Source organism: Jiangella ureilytica (genome assembly GCF_004348545.1).
Classification (GTDB): Bacteria; Actinomycetota; Actinomycetes; order Jiangellales; family Jiangellaceae; genus Jiangella; species Jiangella ureilytica.
The window spans coordinates 19,250-38,627 of sequence record NZ_SMKL01000004.1; the positions used below are offsets into that span (position 1 = coordinate 19,250).

General features: G+C 72.6%; 18 protein-coding genes. 10 read left to right on the plus strand and 8 right to left on the minus strand.

The genetic code is table 11. The features are described from left to right. Position 1: 1 nt before the first annotated feature. Positions 2–1,213, minus strand: a complete 1,212-nt coding sequence (locus E1212_RS02600) for a hypothetical protein (RefSeq protein ID WP_131978689.1) — start codon at positions 1,211–1,213, stop codon at positions 2–4. Between the two features lie 43 nt (positions 1,214–1,256). Beyond that, positions 1,257–1,970, minus strand: a complete 714-nt coding sequence (locus E1212_RS02605) for an SDR family oxidoreductase (RefSeq protein ID WP_131978692.1) — start codon at positions 1,968–1,970, stop codon at positions 1,257–1,259. Positions 1,971–2,056: 86 nt separating this feature from the next. Between E1212_RS02605 and E1212_RS02610 the strand changes: the two genes are divergently transcribed. From E1212_RS02610 to E1212_RS02635, 6 genes are all read left to right on the plus strand, one after another. Next, a complete protein-coding gene (locus E1212_RS02610) occupies positions 2,057–3,256 on the plus strand; it encodes an ROK family transcriptional regulator (protein ID WP_131978695.1) in 1,200 nt (399 codons plus the stop codon). Between the two features lie 737 nt (positions 3,257–3,993). Further along, the gene (locus E1212_RS02615) at positions 3,994–5,289 is read left to right on the plus strand and encodes an extracellular solute-binding protein (protein WP_131978698.1); all 1,296 of its coding nucleotides are present in this window, start codon (positions 3,994–3,996) and stop codon (positions 5,287–5,289) included. Positions 5,290–5,434: 145 nt separating this feature from the next. Continuing rightward, positions 5,435–6,292: a carbohydrate ABC transporter permease gene (locus tag E1212_RS02620; RefSeq protein ID WP_420814347.1), complete on the plus strand. Its 858-nt coding sequence runs from the start codon at positions 5,435–5,437 to the stop codon at positions 6,290–6,292. Then, positions 6,289–7,116 carry a carbohydrate ABC transporter permease gene (locus E1212_RS02625; RefSeq protein WP_203416257.1) on the plus strand — a complete coding sequence of 276 codons (828 nt, stop codon included), beginning with the start codon at positions 6,289–6,291 and terminating at the stop codon, positions 7,114–7,116. Before E1212_RS02620 ends, E1212_RS02625 begins: the two co-directional genes overlap by 4 nt. A 1-nt stretch (position 7,117) precedes the next feature. Further along, entirely contained in the window at positions 7,118–8,602 is a 1,485-nt protein-coding gene (locus E1212_RS02630) for a glycoside hydrolase family 3 protein (protein ID WP_131978704.1), read from the plus strand. A 66-nt stretch (positions 8,603–8,668) separates the two neighbouring features. Continuing rightward, positions 8,669–9,574, plus strand: coding sequence for a UbiA family prenyltransferase (locus E1212_RS02635; RefSeq protein ID WP_203416259.1), 906 nt, complete (start codon positions 8,669–8,671; stop codon positions 9,572–9,574). Here E1212_RS02635 and E1212_RS02640 read toward each other — a convergent pair. The 4 genes from E1212_RS02640 to E1212_RS02655 all read right to left on the minus strand — a co-directional run bounded on the left by E1212_RS02640 (position 9,571) and on the right by E1212_RS02655 (position 14,292). Beyond that, complete coding sequence (locus E1212_RS02640) at positions 9,571–10,461, minus strand: 2-hydroxy-3-oxopropionate reductase (RefSeq protein WP_203416261.1); 891 nt, start codon at positions 10,459–10,461, stop codon at positions 9,571–9,573. The genes E1212_RS02635 and E1212_RS02640 overlap by 4 nt on opposite strands. After that, positions 10,458–11,264 carry a hydroxypyruvate isomerase family protein gene (locus E1212_RS02645; protein ID WP_131978707.1) on the minus strand — a complete coding sequence of 269 codons (807 nt, stop codon included), beginning with the start codon at positions 11,262–11,264 and terminating at the stop codon, positions 10,458–10,460. The genes E1212_RS02640 and E1212_RS02645 overlap by 4 nt, the downstream gene beginning before the upstream one ends. An 83-nt stretch (positions 11,265–11,347) precedes the next feature. Further along, positions 11,348–12,115: a FadR/GntR family transcriptional regulator gene (locus tag E1212_RS02650; RefSeq protein WP_131978710.1), complete on the minus strand. Its 768-nt coding sequence runs from the start codon at positions 12,113–12,115 to the stop codon at positions 11,348–11,350. Between the two features lie 290 nt (positions 12,116–12,405). Next, positions 12,406–14,292, minus strand: a complete 1,887-nt coding sequence (locus E1212_RS02655) for an ABC transporter ATP-binding protein (RefSeq protein ID WP_131978713.1) — start codon at positions 14,290–14,292, stop codon at positions 12,406–12,408. Between the two features lie 85 nt (positions 14,293–14,377). Here E1212_RS02655 and E1212_RS02660 point away from each other — a divergent pair, with 85 nt between their 5' ends. Then, positions 14,378–14,803, plus strand: coding sequence for a MarR family winged helix-turn-helix transcriptional regulator (locus E1212_RS02660; protein WP_131978716.1), 426 nt, complete (start codon positions 14,378–14,380; stop codon positions 14,801–14,803). A 196-nt stretch (positions 14,804–14,999) separates the two neighbouring features. Continuing rightward, positions 15,000–15,392: a DUF4234 domain-containing protein gene (locus tag E1212_RS02665; RefSeq protein WP_203416263.1), complete on the plus strand. Its 393-nt coding sequence runs from the start codon at positions 15,000–15,002 to the stop codon at positions 15,390–15,392. A 42-nt stretch (positions 15,393–15,434) separates the two neighbouring features. Here the strand turns inward: E1212_RS02665 and E1212_RS02670 are convergent, their stop codons facing one another. Continuing rightward, positions 15,435–15,794, minus strand: a complete 360-nt coding sequence (locus E1212_RS02670) for a MerR family transcriptional regulator (protein WP_131978722.1) — start codon at positions 15,792–15,794, stop codon at positions 15,435–15,437. 55 nt (positions 15,795–15,849) lie between these two features. On the opposite strand from E1212_RS02670, the gene E1212_RS02675 reads away from it, so the two are divergent. Both E1212_RS02675 and E1212_RS02680 read left to right on the plus strand, forming a co-directional pair. Continuing rightward, entirely contained in the window at positions 15,850–16,950 is a 1,101-nt protein-coding gene (locus E1212_RS02675; protein WP_131978725.1) for an alkene reductase, read from the plus strand. A gap of 106 nt (positions 16,951–17,056) precedes the next feature. Next, positions 17,057–18,922: a hypothetical protein gene (locus E1212_RS02680; protein WP_162605265.1), complete on the plus strand. Its 1,866-nt coding sequence runs from the start codon at positions 17,057–17,059 to the stop codon at positions 18,920–18,922. An 18-nt stretch (positions 18,923–18,940) separates the two neighbouring features. On the opposite strand, the gene E1212_RS02685 is transcribed toward E1212_RS02680, so the two are convergent. Further along, entirely contained in the window at positions 18,941–19,357 is a 417-nt protein-coding gene (locus E1212_RS02685) for an NUDIX hydrolase (protein ID WP_131978731.1), read from the minus strand. Positions 19,358–19,378 lie beyond the last annotated feature (21 nt).

Below are 19,378 nucleotides of genomic sequence, written 5' to 3' on the forward strand. Positions count from 1 at the left end.
GTCAGGCGGTCCTGCGGAACGTGCCCTCGGAGGCCCAGGCGGGGCTGCGCTCGGGGTCGACCCGGAACCCGTCGGACCAGGTCAGCTCGTACTCGAGGTCGGGATGGTGGTGGATGGCGGTGAGGTCGGCCAGCACCCGGCGCGCGGCGAGCCAGTCGCCGACGCCGTCGAGCACGGCGGCGACCGCCACGGTGTCGCCGTCGCCGCTGTTCAGGAGTCGTTCCGCCGTCTCGCGCAGACCGGTGGCGTCGTCGGCCGGACGCAGGTCGTCGGGCGGCGGCGGCGCCGACCCCTCGGGCCGGGGCGGCGGCTGCCGGACCGTGGCCGCGCTGCGGCCGCTCTCGACCGCCTCGGTGAGCAGGTTCGGCGAGAACCACGGCGCCGGCGCGTCGAAGACGAACGTGTCGAGCACCCCGGCGAGGTCGTCCTCGGAGGCGGTGCGGGCGAAGCTCAGCCAGGTCTCGACCGACAGCAGGCCGAGCGCCCGCGTCGTGCCGGCCTGCTCGATCAACCGGCCGGCGGCCTTCTCGACGGCGTCGCCGTAGGCGGCCAGCGCGATGCGCAGCGCGGTGCACTCGCGGTCGAGCTGCGGCCAGCGGGTCAGCACGACGGTGTGGACCTCTTCGGCCTGGCTGATCAGGCCCTTGTTGCCCCACAGCAGCTGCGCGTGGTCGCCCAGCTGCTCGGCCGTGCTGCCGGCGGCGAGGATGGCGAGCTCGTTGCCGAGATGGCGGAAGATCCTGGTCAGCCGGCTGATCGTGGTCTGCCCGGTCTCGGGTCCGGCGTCGGGCGCGGTGACGCTGACGTGCTCGAGCGTGAGCAGCTGGTGCAGCTCGGCCTGGCCGCCCTGCTCGGCCAGCCGGCGGAGGAACAGCAGCATGACGTACGGCGCGAACGCGGCCCGGTGGAACCGCTCATGGGGCCGCTCGACGACCTTGCTGATGGCGCCGTAGTCGCGCAGCACCTCGAACCGGCGGTGGATGAGCCCCGGATCGATCGGGCGGCAGGCCGCGACCGCCTGGTCGACGGTGAGGCCGTCGCGTCCGGCGTCGGCGAACGCGTCGAGGATCGCCTCGTCGACGTCGAGCAGCTCGACGTCGCTGATCATGGCCCCGGACTCGCGGGCGAGCACGGCGAAGACCTGCCGGTAGAGCCGCTCGACGGCGGCATCGCCGGCCAGCTGGTCCAGCGTCAGCTCGGGCCCGGCGGTCATCGGGACAGCATGCCATCCGAGGCGGGCCGTCTGTCCAACGGACTCAGAGCTGCCGGCCGATCGGCCGAACGACGAGCTCCGCGACGTCGACGTGCGGCGGCTGCCGGAGCGCGTAGAGAACGGCCTCGGCGACGTCGCCGGGGTCGAGCCGCGGGTCGTCGCGGCGGCTCGGCGGGATCGACCCGGTGTCGGTGAGGCCGGGCTGCAGCAGCGTGACCCGCACGCCCGTGCCGGCGCACTCGGCGTGGATCGCCTGCGCCAGCCCGGTGACCGCCCATTTCGTGGCCGAGTACAGGCTGCCGCTGCGCACGCCGCGGCCCGCGGTCGAGCCGGTGAGCAGCAGGTGGCCCCTGGTCCTCCGGAGCGCGGGCAGGGTGGCGCGGGCGGTCAGCGCCGGCCCGAGGACGTTGGTGAGGACGAGGTCGCGCCACTCCTCGGGCGGGGCGCCGCCGTCGCCGAGGAAGGACGTCAGGACGCTGGCGCCGGCGTTCGCGAGGACGGCGTCGAGGCGGCCGAAGCGCTCCTCGACCTCGGCGACGAGCCCAGTCAGCGCCGTCCAGTCGGTGACGTCGACAGGCCGGGCCAGCACGTGGCCGGGGCTGACACCGTCGTCGCCGAGTTCGTCGGCCAGCGCGTGGAGCGGGCCGGCGGCTCGGGCGGTGAGGGCGAGGCGGTAGCCGGCCGCCGCGGCCCGCCGGGCGACGGCCGCGCCGATGCCGCGGGAGGCGCCGGTGATGAGCAGGACCGGATCCGTCATGGCGCGACCCTAGGCCGTTCCGCCGTCGTGTCGCGCCGCCGGCTTGCGCATGCGGTAATACTTTTCATCGGAAGGTGTCTTTCCGGATGGAGCGAGCAGACGTGTCGCAACGACCTGGCACTCCGAGCCTGCTGCGGGCGATGAACGACCGCAGCGCGCTCGAGCTGCTACTGGCCGCCGGGCCGCTGACGCGTGTCGACCTCGGCCGCATGACCGGGCTGTCCAAGGTGACGGCGTCCCAGTTGCTCGCGCGGCTGCAGGAGCGCGACCTCGTCGAGGTGGTCGGCACCCGGTCGGCCGGGCGCGGGCCCAACGCCGAGCTGTACGCCGTGCGGCCCGGCTGCTCGTATTCGGTCGGCGTCGAGCTGAACCCGGACCACGCGAAGGCGGCGGTCGCCGACGTCACCGGCGCGGTCATCGGGTCGGCGACGGCGGACGTGTCTGCCGAGATGGGGGCCGGCGGCGCCGACGCGCGCCGGCTCGTCCACGACATGGCGCTCGCCGCGGCTTCGGACGCCGGCATCGCCCTGGCCGACGTCGACGACCTCGTCATCGGCATGCCCGGCGTCGTCGACCCGTCCACCGGCGACATCCAGCTCTCCTTCGACCTGCCCGGCTGGCACCGCGGCCTGCGCGAGCGGCTGGCCGCCGACCTGGGCTGCGTGGTGACGTTCGAGAACGACGTCAACCTCGCCGCCGTCGCCGAACGGGCCGAGGGCGCCGGCCGCGACGTCGACGACATGGTGCTGCTGTGGGTGGGCCGCGGTGTCGGTCTCGCGGTGGTGCTCAGCGGCCATCTGCACCGCGGCGCCACCGGGGCGGCCGGCGAGATCGGGTACCTGCCCGTGCGCGGCGTCCGGTCGCCGGCGACGGTGGAGCGGCCCGCACAGGGCGCGTTCCAGGGACTGGTCGGCGCGGGTGCGGTGGACGAGCTGGCGGCGTCGCACGGCGTGCTGGCCGACGGCGCCGCGGCGGCTGTGCGGGCCGCGCTGGCCGGTGGCGGCGCGGCGGCCGAGGCGTTCCTGCAGGTGTTCTCGCACCGACTGGCCCTGGGGGTCGCGGCCGTCTGCACCGTCGTCGACCCCGCCCTCGTGGTCGTGGCCGGCGAGATCGGCGCCGCGGGCGGGGAACGGTTGTGCGAGATGGTCGGCGACGACGTCCGGCGCATCGCCCCGGTCGACCCTCTGGTGGTCCCCACGATGGTCCCCGATGCGCCGGTGCTGCGGGGTGCAGTGCTGACCGCTGTGGACCTGGCTCGGCAGACGTTGTTCGGGTCGACGGAGTAGGGCGGGCTCTCTGGTTGTGTCGGGTTCCCCCGTCCCCCTGCTGCCCATTCTCTTAAGCCGCGCGGATGCCCTCAAGTCCGCGCGCTCTGTGCTTGGGCGCCGCCGTGGTTGGGGGGCTTGGACTTGACCGCACCCGCGCGGCCTAAGAACGGGCAGCTATCAGGGGGACGGGGGGAGTCTGGCGACGGGTGCGGGGTCCTGGCGGCCTGCTGGTGTCCACGTGGTGGGATTTGGCGCGTTTCGCGGGGCCGTCACGAGGTTTTCTGCCGCTTCACGAGGCCTGCATGCCTGGTGATGTGGCAGAACGCCTGGTGATGTAGCGGATCGCCGATGATCATCGCGGTGCACATCCCGGCAAACCGGGCCAACTGAGCGAAACGGGCACGCGAAACGGCGAGGCGTGCCCAGGGTCTCCCCGTCCCCCTGATAGCTGCCCGTTCTTAGGCCCCGGGTGCCCGGGTCAAGCCGAAGCCTCGCAAGCACAGCGGCGGGTGACCAGAGAGGGCGCCGGCTTGAGGCGGGTGGCCGGGGTTAAGAGAATGGGCAGCAAGGGGACGGGGAGCCAACCTCAAACCCGGCCAACCACCGGCCACCTCGGCCAACCTCCGGCGAATCCCGAAGTTACGGGATCGTGACTGCCAACACTGGCAAGAAACCTTACAGTAGGCTCCATTACTGGAAGGTAAGCTTCCAGTTCACCGTCAGCGCCCTGCTCGGGCCGAACCGGAGGAACCGCCGTGAACAGAGCACTTCGCCTCACCGCCGGCCTGGCCGCCGCGGCGCTCGCCCTCTCCGCATGCGGCGGCGACGGCGACGACAGCACCGAACCCGCCGCCGGCGGCGAGGACGCCGGCACGCCGGAGCCCGCCGACCTGCGGCTCTGGCTCAATGGTCCCGACACGCCGCAGTCGATGCGCGACTGGCTGGTCGCCGAGTTCGAGGAGCAGAACCCCGGTTCGACTCTGACCATCGAGGAGCAGCAGTGGGAGGGCTTGGTCGACCGGCTCACCACGTCGCTCGGCAGCGAGTCGGAGACGCCGGACGTCGTCGAGGTGGGGAACACGCAGGCTCCCACCTTCACCACCGTCGGCGCGTTCACCGACATCACCGACCTGGTGCCCGAGCTGGGCGGCGACGACCTGCTGCAGGGCTTCGTGGAGGCGGGCAGCGCGGACGGCAAGACGTACGCCGTCCCGTTGTACGCCGGCTCGTCCTACATCTTCTACCGCAAGGACCTGCTCGCGGCGTCGGGCCTGGACGTGCCGACGAACATGCAGGAGTTCGTCGACGCGGCGGTGAAGCTGAAGCAGGACAATGCGAGCGTCCCGAACTTCTCCGGCTTCTGGTTGCCCGGCCAGGACTGGCGCGACGGCGCCGCGTTCCTGTGGGACGCGGGCGGCGACTTCGCCGTCGAGGAGGACGGCGAGTGGACCGGCGCCCTCTCGACCCCGGAGTCGCAGGAGGGACTGCAGCTGGTGCAGCGCCTGTTCACCGAGGCCTCCGGCGCGCCGAAGGACGGCAACGAGGCCGACGGCCACGTCCCGTTCTGCGCCGGTGAGGTCGGCATGATGCTGCGTCCGGGCTGGCTGCGCGGCAGCCTCGAGGACCCGGAGATCGGCTGCCCGGACATGATGGCGAACGTCGGCGTCTTCGCCCTGCCCGGCAGCGACGGCGAGCCGGCTCCCGTCCTGCTCGGCGGCTCGAACATCGCCATCTCGGCCACGTCGCAGAACCAGGAGCTGGCCGCGAACCTGCTCGAGCTCATCATGAGCGACGAGTTCCAGAGCCAGTACGCGGAGAACGGTCTCACCCCGGCGAAGGTCTCTCTGGCCAGCGGCCTGGGCACGGACGAGTTCGCCGCCGCCACCCAGGAGGCGGTCACGAACGCCAAGCTCACGCCCGCCGCGTCCAACTGGGCCACCGTCGAGGGCTCGCGCATCCTCGAGGACCTGTTCGTCGCGATCGCCAACGGCGGCGACGTCCAGCAGCTGGCCGAGGAAGCCGATGCCGCCATCGCCGACCAGCTCGGCTAGCAGCCGGGCGGAGGAGCGGGCCGGCCGGGACCAGGGACCCGGCCGGCCGACTCCCCCCACCACGTGGACCGGGCGGGGGCCGGCGGGTGACGTCGCACCCCGCCGGCCCCGGCGGCCCCGGCGCTCGCCGCTCCCGTACGCGCTCCTGGTGCCGGCGCTGGCGGTCCTGGTCGCCGCGCTGGGTTACCCGCTGTACCGCCAGGCGGTCATGTCGTTCCAGGAGTACGGCCTGGCGCAGCAGTTCGGGCAGCCGCCGGAGTGGGTGGGCCTGGACAACTACGTCACGCTGGTCACCGACTCGTACTTGTGGACGGTGATCGCCCGGTCGATCGTGTTCTGCGTCGCCAACGCCGCCATCACCATGGTGGCCGGGACGGCCCTGGCGGTCCTGATGACGCTGGTCGGCCGCGGCCCGCGGCTGACGCTGCAGATCGGCCTGCTGCTGGCGTGGGCGATGCCGCACCTGGCGTCGCTGACGGTGTGGCAGTGGCTGTTCGACTCGCAGTACGGCGTCATCAACTGGCTGCTGGTGAACCTCGGACTGGACCAGTTCGCGGGACACTCGTGGCTGATCGACCAGCTGTCGTTCTTCACGGTGGCGACCGTGATCGTCGTCTGGATGAGCGTGCCGTTCGTGGCGTTCTCCGTCTACGCCGGGCTGACGCAGGTGCCGGGCGAGCTGTACGAGGCGGCCGAGATCGACGGGTCGACGGCGTGGCAGCGGTTCCGCCAGATCACGGTGCCGCTGGTGAAGCCGGTGCTGCTGATCGTGGCGCTGCTGCAGATCATCTGGGACCTCAAGGTGTTCACCCAGATCTTCGTGCTGCAGGACGCCGGCGGCATCACGGCCGAGACGAACCTCATCGGCACCTACATCTACCGGCTCGGGCTGGGCGAGGGGGAGTTCGGCCTGGCCGCGGCCGCGTCGTGGTTCGTCCTGCTGCTCACCGTCGCGCTGAGCCTCTACTACGTCCGGGTCCTGGTCCGCGAGGAGGAGCTGTGAGAACGCGCACGCGGCAGCGCACGTTCGGCGTCGTCGCCGTCGTCATCGCGCTGATCTGGATGTTCCCGGTCTACTGGATGCTGAACAGCTCCTTCCTGCCGTACAACCGGATCCGGGCGGCCGAGCCGACCTTCCTGCCGCTGAACGGGACGGTGTCGGCGTACGGCCGCGTGTTCGACAGCAACTTCTTCGACACGCTGCGGGTGAGCGCGACCGTCACCGGCATCACCGTCGTGGCGGCGCTGCTGTTCGCGTTCCTCGCCGCGCTGGCGCTGTCGCGGTTCCGGTTCAAGGGCCGGCGCAGCTTCATCCTGGCGGTGCTGATCATCCAGATGATCCCGGCCGAGGGCCTGTTCATCTCGCAGTTCAAGCTGCTCGAGGGCTGGCAGTTGCTGAACAGCGTCATCGGGCTGTCGCTGCTCTACATCGCGGCGGTCGTGCCGTTCACCATCTGGATGCTGCGCGGGTTCGTCAACGGCGTCCCGCGCGACCTGGAGGAGGCGGCGCTGGTCGACGGCTGCAGCCGCCTGCAGGCCTTCTTCCGCATCACCCTCCCACTGCTGGCGCCGGGCCTGGTCGCCAGCGGGGTGTACGCGTTCCTGCAGGCCTGGAACGAGTTCACCCTCTCGCTAGTGATCATGACGAGACCGGAGAACATGACTCTTCCGCTGTGGCTGCGCTCGTTCACCGAGTCCAATCGCATCAGTGACTGGGCCGGTATCATGGCCGGATCCGTCCTGGTGGCGGTGCCGGTGATGATCTTCTTCCTGCTCGTCCAGCACCGCATGACCTCGGGTCTGGTGTCCGGGGCGGTGAAGGGCTGACATGAACCACCCTCACGATCTGCGCGGGCTCGCGCTCGCCACGCTCTTCCCGGGTTTCCTGGGCGCCCACGAGGTGCCGTCCTGGCTCGCCGGCCTGGCGGCCGAAGGGCTCGGGGGCGTCGTCCTGTTCGGCCGCAACGTCGACCCCGCCCGCGGCGACGCCGGCGTGGCCGCGCTCACCGCGGCCCTGCACGCGGCCAACCCGGACCTGCTGGTCGGCATCGACGAGGAGGGCGGCGACGTCACCCGGCTCGACGTGTCGACGGGGTCGACGCTGCCCGGCAACGCCGCGCTCGGCGCGCTCGACGACCCCGAGGCGACGGAGCGGGTGGCGGCCGAGGTCGGCGCCCGGCTGCGCGCCTGCGGCATCGACCTCAACTTCGCCCCCGTGGCCGACGTCGACTCCAACCCGCTGAACCCCGTCATCGGGGTCCGCTCGTTCGGCTTCGACCCCGACCTCGTCGCACGGCACGTCGCGGCGTTCGTCGCCGGTCAGCAGGCGCAGGGCGTCGCCGCCACGGCGAAGCACTTCCCGGGCCACGGCGGCACCAGCGAGGACAGCCACCTCACCGTGCCGTCCATCGACGACTCCCTCGACGTCATCCAGGCCCGCGACCTGCCGCCGTTCCGGGCCGCCGTCAAGGCCGACGTGAAGATCGTCATGACGGCGCACATCCGGTTCCCCGCGCTCGACGGCGACCGCCCGGCCACGCTGTCGCGGCCGGTCATCACCGGCCTGCTGCGCGACGAGCTCGGCTACGACGGCCTCGTCATGACCGACGGCATGGACATGCACGCCATCAGCCAGACCGTCGGGCACCCCGAGGGCGGCGTGCTGGCTCTGGCCGCGGGTGTCGACGCGCTCTGCATCGGCGGCGACACCGTCACACCGGAGCCGCTCGAGGCCATCGTCACGGCGATCGTCGAGGCCGTGCGGTCGGGCCGGCTGCCCGAGCAGCGGCTGGCAGAGGCGGCCGGCCGGGTCAAGGCGCTGTGCCGCTGGCTGCGTGAGCTGTCGCCGTCGCCGGTGGTCCATGGTGCGGCCGCCGACGCCGCGCGGGCCGCCGTCACCGTCCACGGCGACGTCACGCTCACCGCGCCGCCGCTGGTCGTCGAGCTCGACGACGACCCCACCATCGCCGCCGGCCCCATCCCGTGGGGCATCGGCCGGCACCTGGTCGACCGGCTGCCGGGGACGGTGCTCGCGCGGGTCACGGAGTCGACGGCGGACCTGCCGTCGGTGCTCGCCGCGCTGCCGGAGCGGCGGCTGGTCATCGGGGTGCGCGGGGTCCGACGGCGTCCGTGGCAGGTCGCGGTGGTCGAGGCCGCCCGGGCCGCCCGCCCGGACCTCATCGTCGTCGACCACGACGTCAACCCGCTGCCCGAGGTGCTGGGCGAGCACTACCTGCTGACTCACGGCGCCGCCCGCGTGACGGCGGAGGCCGCCGCCGAGCGACTCGCCGTGGGTCTAGCTCCGCAGGGGTAGCGGCGCCGGGCCGTTCCCCCGTACGGGGGAGGCCGACCCTACCGGCCGGCCGGGAGCATCGTCGGTATGACGATGACGCGCACGCGGCCCGGGGTCCGGCAGCTGGCCGGCGACGTGCTGGCGATCGGCCGGCCGTGGTTCTGGTTCGTCTCGCTGGTCCCGTACTACCTGGGCGTGGTGCTGGCGACCCGGCGCCTCGTCCCGCCGGTGGGCGACTGGCCGATGCTGGCGCTGGGTGCGCTGGTGATCGGCCCGCTGGTCTGGCTCTCGGTGCTGGCCGTGAACGACGCGCACGACCTGCGCGGCGACCGGCTCAACCCGCGCAAGGCCGGGTCCCCGCTGGTCAGCGGCAGGCTGACCCCGTCGGCCGCCCTCGGGGTCTCGGCCGGTGCGGCGGCGCTGGCGGTGGCGGCGTCGTGGTTCGTGGGGCCGCTGTTCGCGCTCGGGACGGCGTTCGTGCTGCTCGTCGGGTGGGCGTACAGCGCGCCGCCGTTGCGGCTCAAGGCCCGCCCGGGCTTCGACGTCACCGTCAACGCGCTGGCCATCGGGGCCGCCGGGCAGCTGGCGGGCTGGTCGCTGCTCCGCCCGCTCTCGGAGTTCCCGTGGCCCATGGCGGTGCTCGGGACCCTGGTCGGCGCGGCGCTGTACGTGCCGACGACGCTGGCCGACCTGCAGGCGGACCGCATCAGCGGCTACACGACGGTGGCGGTGCGGCTCGGGCCGCGGCGGGCGTACCTACTGGGGCTGGTGCTGTGGCTGGCGGCCGGGCTGTTGTCGCTGGTCATGTCGGCGGCCGACGTGGTGATCCCACGGTCGATGCTGCCGATGGAGATCGTGCTGGTGCCCCTGCTGGTGGTGGCGTACCGGCGGCTGGTCCGGGCCGAGCAGAGCTTCCGCGGCATCATCGCGGTCGCCACGCTGTTCCTGGTGCCGAGCGTGACGTTCGTGCTCACCTACACCGGCGTCGTCTAGGCGGACGCGCGGCCGGAGAGCCGCTCGACCTGCAGCAGGAGCGCGCCGTGGTCATGGTCGCCGTGGCCCTGGGCGCGCAGCGAGCCCATGAGCGTCGCCACCAGGGCGCCCACCGGGATCGCCACCCCGGCCTCGCGGGCGGCGGCGGTGACGATGCCGAGGTCCTTGTGGTGCAGGTCGACCCGGAAGCCGGGCCGGAAGTTCGCGGCCAGCATGGCCGGCGCCTTGCGGTCGAGCACGGCGCTGCCCGCGAGCCCGCCGGCCAGCACCTCGACGGCGCGCGCCCGGTCCACCCCGTGCGCGTCGAGGAACACCAGCGCCTCGGCGACCAGCTGCAGCGTGCCGCCGACGATGAGCTGGTTGGCCGCCTTGACCGTCTGCCCCGCACCGGCCGGGCCGACGTGGACGATGGTCTTCCCGACGGCGTCGAGCACCGGCCGGGCGGCCTCGAACGTCGCCGCGTCGCCGCCGGCCATGACCGACAGTGTCGCGTCGATCGCACCCTGCTCGCCGCCGCTGACCGGGGCGTCCAGCACGCCGACCCCGCGCTGCGCACCCGCCGCGGCCAGTGACCGCGCCACGTCCGGGCGGATGGTGCTCATGTCCACGACGGTGGTCCCGGCCGCCAGCCGCGCGATGACGCCGTCGTCGCCGGAGCCCAGGAGCACGGACTCGACGTCGGGGGAGTCGGGCAGCATGGTGATGACGACGTCGGCGCCCTCGACGGCCTCGGCCGCCGACGCCGCGCCGCGGCCCCCGGCCGCCACCAGCCGCTGCGTCTTCTCGGGGCTGCGGTTGTAGCCGGTGACCTCGAACCCGGCCTTCACCAGGTTCGCCGCCATGGGCCCGCCCATGACCCCCAGGCCGATGAAACCGATGGCCGTCATCGCCAGCTCCCTTCCTTGCGCCACGCGAACGGGTCCGCGTCGGCGCTCACGTGCTCCAGTGCCATCCACCCGTCGTACCCGCCGGCGGTGAGGTCGTCGACCCAGTCGGAGAGCGGCAGCGACCCGGTGCCCGGCGCGCCCCGGCCCGGCGCGTCGGCCAGCTGCACGTGCGCGATGCGGTCGCGGTACAGCTCGATGGCGGCGGCGACGTCGTCGCCGTTGACGGACAGGTGGTAGACGTCGAGCAGCAGCCCGAGGTTCGTGCGGCCGGTCTCGGCGGCGACGCGGTCGGCGACGGCGACCACCTGCGCGGCCGTGCGCAGCGGGTAGGCGTCGATGCCGCTGACCGGCTCGAGCAGCACGGTCGCGTCGATGACGCCCAGCCCGGTGGCGGCGGCCATGAGGGTCCCGACGGCGACGGCGTCCTGTTCCGCGGGGTCGCGGCCCGGGAGCCGGTTGCCGTACAGCGCGTTGAAGCGGCGGCAGCCCAGCTCGGTGCCGATGTACGTCGCCACCTGCACACTCGCCAGCAGCTCCTCCTCGCGGCCGGGCCAGGAGACGACGCCGCGCTCGCCGGCCGGCAGGTCGCCGGCGAACAGGTTCAGCCCGACCAGCCGCAGCCCGGACGCCCTGACGGTGTCGACGAACGTCTCGACCTCGGCGTCGCTCGGAGTCGCGGTGGGGAACGGCCACCAGAACTCGACCGCCTCGAAGCCGGCGGCGCGCACGGTGTCGAGCCGCTCGCGCAACGGCAGGCTGGCCAGCAGGATCGAGCAGTTGACGGCGAATCGCGGCTCAGGCATCACAATCCCTTGGAGGTCCGGCCCGTCGTCGATTGGTCCAACCGCTCGGCCGATTCGACCATAGAAGCGCCGTGAAAGCGCTGTCAACCGCCCGCGGCCGGGCCGGCCGGACCCTCGCCGGCGCGGTCCAGCTCCGCCAGCAGGCCGGTCTCGATGGCGCTCATGTGCATGACCATGAGCTGGCCGGCCCGCCGCGGATCGTGCTGCCGGATCGCCTCGAGCACCAGCCGGTGGTGCTCGAGGTAGTCCTCGGAGGCGTGCGACCGCGAGCGGGACCGGTGCTTGAGATCGCTCCACATCTGCTCGTGCATGAGGTCGTTGAGGTTGCGCTGCAGCGCCACCAGGACGCCGTTGTGCGTGGCCTCCGCGACGGCCAGGTGGAAGGCGGCGTCGGCCTCGCTGGGGTCGCCGCCGGCGTGCGTGACCTCGGCCTGCTCGGTGACGGCGTCCTCGATGGCCTGCAGGTCACCGGGGTGGTGCGAGCGGGCGGCGTGCTCGGCGCAGACCGGCTCGATGGCGGCCCGGGCGACGATGAGGTCGAGCGGGCTGTGCTCGCCGATCACGGCCGCCTGGGCACGCAGGATGGTGGTGTCGGAGCCGCTGTCGAGGCTGACGTAGGTGCCGCTGCCCACCCGGACGTCGAGGACGCCGGCGTGCTCGAGCACGCGGATCGCCTCGCGCAGCGAGCCGCGGCTCACCTGCAGCTGGTGGGCCAGGACGCGCTCGGCCGGCAGCGCGCTGCCCGGCGGCAGCCGCCCGTCGCGGATGCTCGCCAGGATCTGGTCGACGACCGAGGAGTACACCTTCGACCGTTCGACCGCGTGGAACGCGGGGCCTTCTGGTGGGGCCACCTGATGTCGATCCTCTCGTCGCCTCCGGACCACTGTAGTCGTCGTTCCACGTCGATGTGGGTCGTGAACGCGCAGGTCAGTATCGGTGTCGGCGTCACCTGCCGGCGGTGGCGGACGCGTGGCCGCCGGAGCCGCCGGCCTTGACCGGCCTGTCGACCGTGGTGAGGGTCACTTCAGTCTCAGACTGGCCGGGTGGTTGGACCAATCGAGCGTCGAGGTCCGCCACCCGGGCCGCCGGTCCGACATCGTCACCGTGCGCACCCTCGTCCCCGGCCCTTGACCCGCGGCGGTCAGGCGGCCAGGGCAGCCGCCGTCTCCTGCGACCGGAACTGGGTCCGGTAGAGGCCGGCGTAGGCGCCACCCGCGGCGAGCAGCTCGTCGTGGGTGCCGCGCTCGACGACGCGGCCGCCGTCGACCACGAGGATCTGGTCGGCGTCGCGGACGGTGGACAGCCGGTGGGCGATGACCAGCGAGGTCCGCCCGGTCAGTGCGGCCTCGAGAGCCCGCTGGACGGCGGCCTCGGACTCGGAGTCGAGGTGCGCGGTGGCCTCGTCGAGGACGACGATGCGCGGCGCCTTCAGCAGCAGGCGGGCGATGGCCAGCCGTTGCTTCTCGCCACCGGAGAGCCGGTAGCCGCGCTCGCCGACGACGGTGTCCAGTCCGTCCGGGAGCGACCGGACCAGCGGGGCGATCTGCGCGGCGTCGAGCGCGGCCCAGATGTCATCGTCGGTGGCGTCGGGGCGGGCGTAGAGCAGGTTGGCTCGCAGCGTGGTGTGGAACAGGTGCGCGTCCTGGGTGACGACGCCGATCGCGTCGCGCAGGGACTGCTGGCTGACGTCGCGGACGTCGTGACCGCCCACGCGGACGGCGCCGCCGGTGACGTCGTAGAGGCGCGAGACCAGGCCGGTGACCGTCGACTTGCCGGCGCCCGAGGGGCCGACCAGCGCGATCATCTCGCCCGGGCGGGCGGTGAAGGTGATGTCGTGCAGGACCTGGTCGCCCGGCGTGGTGGGCAGGCCCGCGACCGACTCGAGCGAGGCGAGCGACACGTCCGACGCGGCCGGGTAGCCGAAGTCGACGTGGTCGAACTCGACGGAGGCGGCGTCGGCGGGCAGGGTGCGGGCGTCGGGGGCGTCGGCGACCATCGGCTCCAGATCGAGCACCTCGAGCACTCGCTCGAAGCTGACCAGCGTGGTCATGATGTCGACCTGCAGGTTCGACAGCGACGTGATGGGCCCGTAGAGCCGGCCGAGGTACGCCGTCAGCGCGACGACCGTGCCGACCCCGAGCGAGCCGGCGATGGCCAGCACGCCGCCCAGGCCGTAGACGAACGCCGTCGCCAGGGCCGCGAGCAGGCCGAGTGAGGTCATGAGCACGCGCGAGTAGACGGCCGACTTCACGCCGATGTCGCGGACCCGGGCGGCCCGCTCGTCGAACTCGGCGGCCTCGGCCTCGGGTCGGCCGAAGACCTTGACCAGCAGCGCGCCGGCGACGTTGAACCGCTCGGTCATGGTCTGGCCCATCTCGGCGGTGAGCTCGTAGCGCTCGCGGGTGATGTCGGCGAGCTTGCGGCCGACCAGCTTGGCCGGCAGGACGAACAGCGGGATCAGGACCAGCGCGGCGAGCGTGATCTGCCACGACAGCGCCAGCATGGCGCCGAGCACCGCTGCCGTGGTCGCGACGTTGCCGACCACCGTCGACAGGGTGGAGGTGAATGCCTGCTGGGCGCCTTGCACGTCGCCGTTGAGCCGGCTGACGAGCGCGCCGGTCTGGGTGCGGCTGAAGAACGCGATGGGCATGCGCTGGACGTGTGCGAAGACCTGACTGCGCAGGTCGTGGACCAGCCCCTGGCCGATCGTGGCCGAGACGTAGCGCTGCGTGAGCCCGATGGCCGACGTGACGACGGCGAGGCCGGCGACGGCGGCGGACAGGCCGATGACCATGCCGCGGTCGCCCTCGAGGATCCCCTCGTCGATGATCAGCTTGAACAGCAGCGGCTGCGCCGCCCCGAGCACCGCGTCGACCAGGATGAGGCCGAGGAAGACGGCGAGCTGCCTCTTGTAGGGGCGGGCGAATGTGAGGATGCGCCGGAACGTGCCGGGCGCGAGCTTGTGGGTGGTGACCGAACGGTCCTTGGTGAAGGAGCGGGCGCCTCGCCCGCGAGCGGAGTCATCCATATGACCCTCCTGGCTTCTCTCATCTGACAATGCAGAGTTTACCTCTTTAAGAGATTGCAGCGCAAATTCGTGGTAGGGTGGCGGTGTGGAGACGGAGTCCGCGGCGCGCATCGCCGACCTGCTGACCAGCACGAACCGCCGGTTACGGCGGGCGTCGGGTCCCTCGCTCGAGGCGTCCGGAGTGACGCCGAGTCAGCTGCGCGTGCTGCGCGTCCTGGCCGGAGCCGCGTCGCCGCTGCGGGTGAGCGAGCTGGCCCGGCGCCTCGACGTCATCCCCCGGTCGGCGACGTCGGTGGTCGACCTGCTGGAGTCGCGAGGTCTCGTGGAGCGCCGCCCCGACCCCGACGACCGGCGGGCCACCCTGGTCGCCCTGACGCCGTCGGGCGGCGACGTCCTTCGCGCACTGCGGTCGCGTCGTGCGGCCGGTCTCGCCGAGCTGCTCGACCGGCTGACGGCGGATGAGCAGGCCGAACTGATCCGCCTGCTGTCCATCCTCACCGCCGACGACTGACCCCGCCGGTCGGCACCGTTGATCATGGAGAAATCGGGCCTCTGGCCGCGGCGGAAGTCCGATCTCTCCATGATCAACTGAGCGAACCGGCGAAGAGTCCGACCCCGTGCGTACGGTGACGCGCCTGGCCGACGGCCAGGACCGGCGGCGCGGTGCCGCCGGTCACCGCATTGGGGGGTACACCATGTCCGGAACCATGCCCATGTCCGAGCCCGCGCTGCCGCAGCTCAAGCGGCGCAACCCGGGCCTCGCCTGGGTCCTGATGTTCGTGACGCTCGGCATCTACGGGCTGATCTGGTACTACAACGTCAACCGCGAGATCGCCGAGGCGTTCCCGCATCGCAAGGTCAGCCCCATGGGGGCGGTCCTGGCGATCACCATCGGCGGCCTCGTGATCATCCCGCCGTTCGTCAGCGTCTACAACACCGGTGAGCGCATCCGGAATGCTCAGCGCGACTCAGGGCTGGAGCCGACCTGCCAGCCGTGGGTGGGGCTCCTGCTCTCGCTCCTGCTCGGGTTGCACGTCGTGTACTACCAGATCCAGCTCAACAGCGTCGCTGACGAGCCGGCGCGGCTGGCCGCGGCCTGATCGGGCCGCGGCGCGGACGGCCGGTGACCACCCGGGTGGGGGTCACCGGCCGGTGGCGGCCTTGATGACCTCGTCGAGGACCTGGCGGGAGCGTTCGAGGTCGCCGATGGCGCGGTCGAGCTTGTCACGCTGGGCGACGAGCTCCTGCTCGAGCCAGGGCGTCGCGTTCTCGCCCGGGCCGCCGTCGACGTCGCGCATGCAGGGGAGCAGCTCGGCGATGGTGGCGGAGTTGAGTCCCGCGGCGAACAGCTCCTGGATGCGGATGACCCGGTCGACGCTGGCGGGCGGGTACTCGCGGTGGCCGCCGGGCGTACGCGTGGACGCGAGCAGGCCCTGCTCCTCGTAGTAGCGCAGCGATCGCTCGCTGACGGCCGTCAGTCGTGCGAGCTCACCGATCCGCATCGCCGGCCTCCCAGGGGTTGAAGCTGACATCAATGTCAGATTCTACGGTAGCGTCATGACGACAGACGCCCTGTTCAGCCCGGTGCGGGCCGGTCGGCTCGAGCTGCCCAGCCGCATCGTGATGGCCCCGATGACCCGGCTGCGCGCCGCCGAGGACGGAACCCCCACGCCGGAGATGGCCGTCTACTACGCCCAGCGCGCGACCGCCGGGCTCATCGTCACCGAGGGGATCTGGCCGGAGCCGGCCGGGCAGAGCGAATGGCGGGTTCCCGGCCTCTCCGACGCCCGCCACGTCGACGGCTGGCGCCGGGTCACCGCGGCGGTCCACGCCGCAGGCGGCACCGTCGTCGCCCAGCTCATGCACGGTGGCCGCAAGGGTCATCCGCTGGCGCGCTGGGACGGGTCGGTCCCGGCCGGGCCGTCCGCCGTCGCGACGACCGAGGCGGAGCACCTGCCCGACGGGTCGAAGGCCGTGCCGCCCCCGCCGCGCGCGATGACGGTCGCGGACATCGACCGCGCAGTCGGCTCGTATGTGACGGCGGCGGCGAACGCGCTGGCGGCGGGGTTCGACGGCGTCGAGATCCACGCCGCGAACAGCTACCTGCCGCACCAGTTCCTCGCCGACAACACCAACCTGCGCACCGACGAGTACGGCGGCTCGATCGCCGGGCGGATCCGCTTCCCGCTGCGCGTCGCCCGGGCTGTCGCCGGCACCGTCGGCGCCGATCGGACGGCGATCCGGCTCTCGCCCGGCAACCCGCAGTTCGAGATGTGCGAACGCGATCCCGCACCGGTCTACCGCGCGCTCCTCGCCGAGCTGGACGGGCTCGGCCTCGCCTACCTGCACCTCACCGACGACGACGTGTACCCGGCGCTCGCCGACCTGCGGCCGCGGTGGTCCGGCACGCTGATCGCGAACGTCGGCGAGAACCGCGCGGCGACGACGGCGTCCGCTGCGGTCCGCGTGCTCGCGGCCGGCCTGGCCGACGCGGTCTCGTTCGGCCGCGGCTTCCTGGTCAACCCCGACCTGCCGCACCGGCTGCGGCACGGGCTGGCGTGGAACCCGCTGGACGAGGCGCACCTGTACACGCCCGGGCCGGTCGGTTACACCGACTACCCCGCCGTCGCGCGCGAGCCTCAGCTCACGATGCACTGAGCGCGGCCGCCGTTGCACCGGACGATCCGGCCGCGTGACATGGAACATCGCTGGTCAGAGGGTTCGTCACACCCCCGTCCGCCTGTCGACTCCCAGGAGGACCGACATGGCACTGCATCGATCCCTCCCTCGAGCCCTGGGCCGCGTCGCCCTCGCGATCGCCGTCGCCGCCGGAGTGATGGTGACGGCGAGCCCGCCCGGCCTCTCCCTTCCGGACGCGGAGGAGGAGACGCCCGCGGCGCCCGCGGCGCCGGCCGCTCCGGCCGCGCCACCGGCGGCGCCGGCCGCGCTCGCCGGCAGCGCCACCGTCCCGCCGGGCGCGCTGTTCACCGTGTCGGACGACCACTTCATGGGCTTCCCCGGCCTGTTCAACGGCGCATCGACCAACGGCGAGGGCGTCCGCAACCAGCGGCTGATCGCCGGCTACAACAGGAACCGCGACGCCGTCGGCGCCGGGTCGGTGGTCCTGCGTGAGTCGACCGACGGCGGCGGCGTCTGGGGCACGTTCGCCTCCGCCGACGGCTATCTGCAGCCGATGAACTTCGTCCGGCTGCCGGTCGCGAGCGGAGCCGTCTACGCCATCGACTTCGAGGACCTCTACACCACCCGCGGCACGGACGCGGACGGCAACCCGAACTGCGCCATCCAGTGGTGCCGTGAGGTGTTCAACCGTCGCATGCTCGCGGGGAGCACGTGGGTGGACGTCGCCGAGGACGCGAAGGTCTACTTCGCCGGCAAGACGGTGGCCTGGGCGCGGTTCCACCAGGGGCCGATCCTGATGAGCGACGGCAGGACCATGCTGAGCACGATGTACGGCCGCTACGGCCAGGCTCACGGCTGGACCTGGTTCACGGGCGTCGTGCGGAGCGGCGACGGCGGCCAGAACTGGTCGCTCGTCCACGAGTTCTCCGTGACCGCGGCCCAGAGCTTCGCCGAACCGAGCCTCGCTCCGACCAGCGACGGCGGCCTGATCGCGGTGCTGCGCAAGGACGAGAACTTCAAGAGCCGCGCCATCCCGTCGAACGTCGCGCTGTACACCGTCCGTTCCAGCGACCAGACGGGGGAGAACTGGGGCGCGCCGATCCTGCTGTCGAGCGACGGCGGCAACTCGCCGTCCGTCGAGCTCCTGGGCAACGGATCCCTGGTGCTCGCGTCCGGGCGCACCGACAACCAGCTCCGGTTCTCCTACGACGGCCGCGGCACCACCTGGGACGGCCCGTACCGGCCGTGGACCAACTACCCGACCACCGGCGGCGAGACCAGCGGTGAGTTCGCCGGCTGGTACCGGTACGACGCGGACGCCTCCGGCTGCTGCCTCTACCGGCCGATGCGGCACCTCGGCTCCAGCGGCACGATGGGCGTGGAGGCGATCTCCGGCAACCAGGCCTTCGTCATCGGCGACAACTGCGGATCCGGCTGGGGCTGCCCCTGCCCGTGGGGCGCCGGCTGGATGTGTCCGCAGCGCGCCGGCGGCTACACCCGCGGCACCACGCACGGGCTGTGGAAGACCACCGTCACCGTGAACAACGGGCGGGCCGGCCGGCTGGACCTGCCGGCGATGTTCCGAGCGGACCAGCTGACCGTGGCGGAGACGGCCTTCAGCAGGTACGGACTCTGCCCGGACGGCATCGCCGGCTGCCGGCAGTCCTACGCGGCGTTCGCGTTCGACGGCGACATCCGGTCCGACACCAGCCTGGTCACCCCGAACCGCTCCGTGACGCTGCGCCTGCCACGGGCCTACCAGCTCACCGGCGTCGGCCTGCACATGAACCTGCAGGGCCCGGCCGACGCGCGCATCCAGGTCTCGACGGACGGCGTCACCTTCACCACACCCGCCCGCGCGGCCCGCGACGGGTACCTCCGTCCGTTCGCGAGCCCGGTGACGGCGCAGTACGTGCGGATCAGCGACCCCAACACGATCACCAACACCCTGGAGGCCTTCCTCAACGAGGTCGAGCTCTACGGCTCCTGAGCGCGTGCGCGGGCAGGGTCAGGCGCCGAGCCCGACCCGGACGGTGTCGAGCAGCTCGGCCGGCTGGCAGCGTTGCGCGATCCGGTCGAGGGGGACCCACTCGGACGCGGTGTGCTCGGCGCTGAGCTCCACGGCCGTGCCCCATGGCACCTCGAGCCGGTACACCCCGACCTCTTCGGCCTCATCGACGCGGACGGGCTCCGGCTCGGCGACGATCCCGGTCTCTTCGCGCAGCTCACGGGCTGCGCAGTCGGCGATCTTCTCGCACGGGTCGCGGACGCCGCCCGGCGGCACCCAGGCCCATTCACCGTCGAGAGCCTCGATGTCGGCCGGGTGCAGGAGCAGCACGTGCGGCCCCTTCGGCCCCCGGCTGGTCACCACGATCGTGGCGACGAACGGGCTCGTCTCGAGTGCCTCGCTGGTCGGGTCGGTCATGGCGGACAAGTGTGACGCATG

What these genes read in the sequence shown, in the direction of transcription:
- E1212_RS02680 (WP_162605265.1), top strand. Translation starts at nt 17,057, where the DNA reads ATGGCACTGCATCGATCCCTCCCTCGAGCCCTGGGCCGCGTCGCCCTC.
- E1212_RS02600 (WP_131978689.1), bottom strand. Translation starts at nt 1,213, where the DNA reads ATGACCGCCGGGCCCGAGCTGACGCTGGACCAGCTGGCCGGCGATGCC.
- E1212_RS02670 (WP_131978722.1), bottom strand. Translation starts at nt 15,794, where the DNA reads ATGCGGATCGGTGAGCTCGCACGACTGACGGCCGTCAGCGAGCGATCG.
- E1212_RS02640 (WP_203416261.1), bottom strand. Translation starts at nt 10,461, where the DNA reads ATGACGGCCATCGGTTTCATCGGCCTGGGGGTCATGGGCGGGCCCATG.
- E1212_RS02665 (WP_203416263.1), top strand. Translation starts at nt 15,000, where the DNA reads ATGCCCATGTCCGAGCCCGCGCTGCCGCAGCTCAAGCGGCGCAACCCG.
- E1212_RS02685 (WP_131978731.1), bottom strand. Translation starts at nt 19,357, where the DNA reads ATGACCGACCCGACCAGCGAGGCACTCGAGACGAGCCCGTTCGTCGCC.
- E1212_RS02675 (WP_131978725.1), top strand. Translation starts at nt 15,850, where the DNA reads ATGACGACAGACGCCCTGTTCAGCCCGGTGCGGGCCGGTCGGCTCGAG.
- E1212_RS02635 (WP_203416259.1), top strand. Translation starts at nt 8,669, where the DNA reads ATGACGATGACGCGCACGCGGCCCGGGGTCCGGCAGCTGGCCGGCGAC.
- E1212_RS02605 (WP_131978692.1), bottom strand. Translation starts at nt 1,970, where the DNA reads ATGACGGATCCGGTCCTGCTCATCACCGGCGCCTCCCGCGGCATCGGC.
- E1212_RS02645 (WP_131978707.1), bottom strand. Translation starts at nt 11,264, where the DNA reads ATGCCTGAGCCGCGATTCGCCGTCAACTGCTCGATCCTGCTGGCCAGC.
- E1212_RS02655 (WP_131978713.1), bottom strand. Translation starts at nt 14,292, where the DNA reads ATGGATGACTCCGCTCGCGGGCGAGGCGCCCGCTCCTTCACCAAGGAC.
- E1212_RS02630 (WP_131978704.1), top strand. Translation starts at nt 7,118, where the DNA reads ATGAACCACCCTCACGATCTGCGCGGGCTCGCGCTCGCCACGCTCTTC.
- E1212_RS02610 (WP_131978695.1), top strand. Translation starts at nt 2,057, where the DNA reads ATGGAGCGAGCAGACGTGTCGCAACGACCTGGCACTCCGAGCCTGCTG.